Source organism: Streptomyces sp. NRRL S-495 (assembly GCF_000966955.1).
Lineage (GTDB): Bacteria > Actinomycetota > Actinomycetes > Streptomycetales > Streptomycetaceae > Kitasatospora > Kitasatospora purpeofusca.
This window is the reverse complement of record NZ_JZWY01000474.1, coordinates 1-2,295: the sequence shown is the minus strand read 5'-3', so window position 1 is coordinate 2,295 and position 2,295 is coordinate 1. Positions and strand designations below refer to the sequence as shown.

The 2,295-nt window shown below is 76.7% G+C and carries 1 protein-coding gene; it reads right to left on the bottom strand.

Annotation, left to right across the window (positions count from 1 at the left end; all coding sequences use genetic code 11):
• The coding region (locus VR45_RS24000; protein ID WP_159394337.1) for a condensation domain-containing protein at positions 1 to 2,295 on the bottom strand (2,295 nt) is incomplete at both ends.

Below are 2,295 nucleotides of genomic sequence, written 5' to 3'. Positions count from 1 at the left end.
AGTCACGGTGGTGACGGCGGCCATCACGTCCCGCTCGGTGAGGCCGGGTTCGCGGCCCATCGAGGTGAGGAAGTTGACGATCGCCCGGTGCGGCACGGCCACGCCCTTGGGGCGGCCGGTGGAGCCGGAGGTGTACAGCAGGTAGGCCGGATCCTCCGGGCCGACCGTGACGTCCGGCGCCTGGGCGGGGGCGGCGGCGTGCTCGGGCCCGTCCACGAGGACGGCCTCCCGGCCGTGCAGCAGCTCGTCGCCGGCGGTCGCGCCCTCGGCGACCACCACGGTGACGCCGGCGTCGTCGAGCACGGCCCGGTTGCGGGCGAGCGGCTGGTCGACGTCGAGCGGCAGGTAGGCGGCGCCGCTGCGCAGCACGCCGAGCAGGGCGGCGGGCAGCAGCCGGCCGCGCCGGACGGCGACCGCGACCAGGTGGCCGGGGCCGACGCCGCGGGCGCCCAGCAGGTGGGCCAGCCGGTCGGCGGTGTCGAGGAGTCCGGCGTAGTCGAGGGTGCCGTCGGCGGCGGACACGGCGGGCGCGTCCGGGGTGCGGGCGGCCCGGTCGGCGACCAGCCGGTGCAGCGGGGCGTCGGGGATCGGTGCCTCGGTACGGTTGACCGGCTCGTCGGCCGCGAGTTCGGCGGCGGAGAGCATGACCAGCTCGCCGAGCGGGCGGTCGGGTTCGGCGACAGCGGCGGAGAGCAGCGCGACCAGGTGGTCGAGCGCGGCCCGCACGGACCGCTCCTCGTAGCGGGAGGTGCGGTACTCGGCGGACAGCAGTGGGCCGTCGGCCGGGAACTCCAGGAACAGCGAGAGATCGGTCTTGGCGGTGCTGTTGCACACCTCGGCGACGAAGGTGAGCTTCAGTCCCGGCAGTTCGACGCCGGCCACCGGGTGGTTCTGGACGGCCAGCAGCACCTGGGAGATCGGCGAGGCGGTGACACCGGGCGAGCCGCCGTAGCGCCGGGCGTGGTCGACGAAGGGGTGACCGCTGTGGTCGGCGGCCTCCAGCACGACCGGGCGGACCCGGGCGACCAGCTCGCGGAAGGTGTCGGCGCCCGCCACGTCGAAGCGCAGCGCGACGGTGTTGATCAGCGAGCCGATCACGGTCTCCAGCTCGGGCACCGGGCGGACGGCGAAGGGGCTGATCACGGCGACATCGGTCCGGCCGGTGTAGCGGTGCAGCACTCCGCCGAGCGCGGCGAGCACCACCGTGTAGAGGCTGGCGCCCTCACCGGCGGCCCACTTCTCGACGCCCTCGACGAACCCGCGGTCCAGCCGGCGGGCGAGCCGGCGGCCGGCGATGTCCTGCGGGTTGGGGCGCGAGCGGTCGCCGGGCAGGTGCTGGTCGCCCTCGACGCCGCGCAGCCGCTCGGCCCAGCGCTCGGCACCCTCGCGGCCCGCCTCGACGTCGCGCAGCTCCCAGCGGGCGACGTCCGACAGCTGGATTTCGGGCTCGGGCAGTTCGCCCTCCCGCAGGGCGCGGGCGACCTCGGCGAGCAGCAGCCCGGCGGCCCAGCCGTCGGCCGCGGCGTGGTGCACGGTGAGCAGCAGCTCGTGCCGGTCCGCGTCGGTCCGCACGGCGAGGGCGCGCAGCAGCCGGCCGCGGGCGAGGTCGAGCGGGCGGGCGGCCTCGGCGCGCAGCGCGTCGTCGACCGCCTCCTCGTCGGCCACCTGCCCGTGCGGGCCGACGAGGTCGAGCAGCGGCACCTCGACCGGGTACGGCGGGCGGACGTCGGCGACGGCGTCGTCCAGCTCGCTCGGGTTCGGGTCGCCGTACAGGGCGGTGCGCAGCGACTCGTGGCGGCGGACGACCTCGCTGAGCGCGCGGCCGAGGGCCTCGCGGTCGAGGGCGCCCTCGGCCCGGATCCGCACCGGCACGTTGTAGAGCGGGCTGCCGGTCTGGACGGCCTCGTGCAGCCACAGTTCGCGCTGGAACTCGGTGGCGCGGGCGGGCAGGTGGGCCTCCCGCTTCGGCGGTTCCACGGAGGCCCGTCCACCGCCGCCGTTGGCGGCCCGGACGGCCAGCGCGGCGACGGTCGGGGCGGCGAAGAACTCGGCGAGCGGCACCCGGGTGCCGAACTCGCGCTCGACCCGGGCCAGCAGGCCGACCGCGAGCAGGGAGTGGCCGCCGAGGTCGAGGAAGACGTCGTGCACCCCGACCTCGGGGACGCCGAGCAGGCCCTGCCAGAGTTCGGCGATCCGGGTCTCGGCGGGGGTACGGGGGGCGACGAACAGCTCCTGCCCGCCCCGGCTGCGGGCGACGGCGGGCAGCGCCTTGCGGTCGGTCTTGCCGTTGGGGGT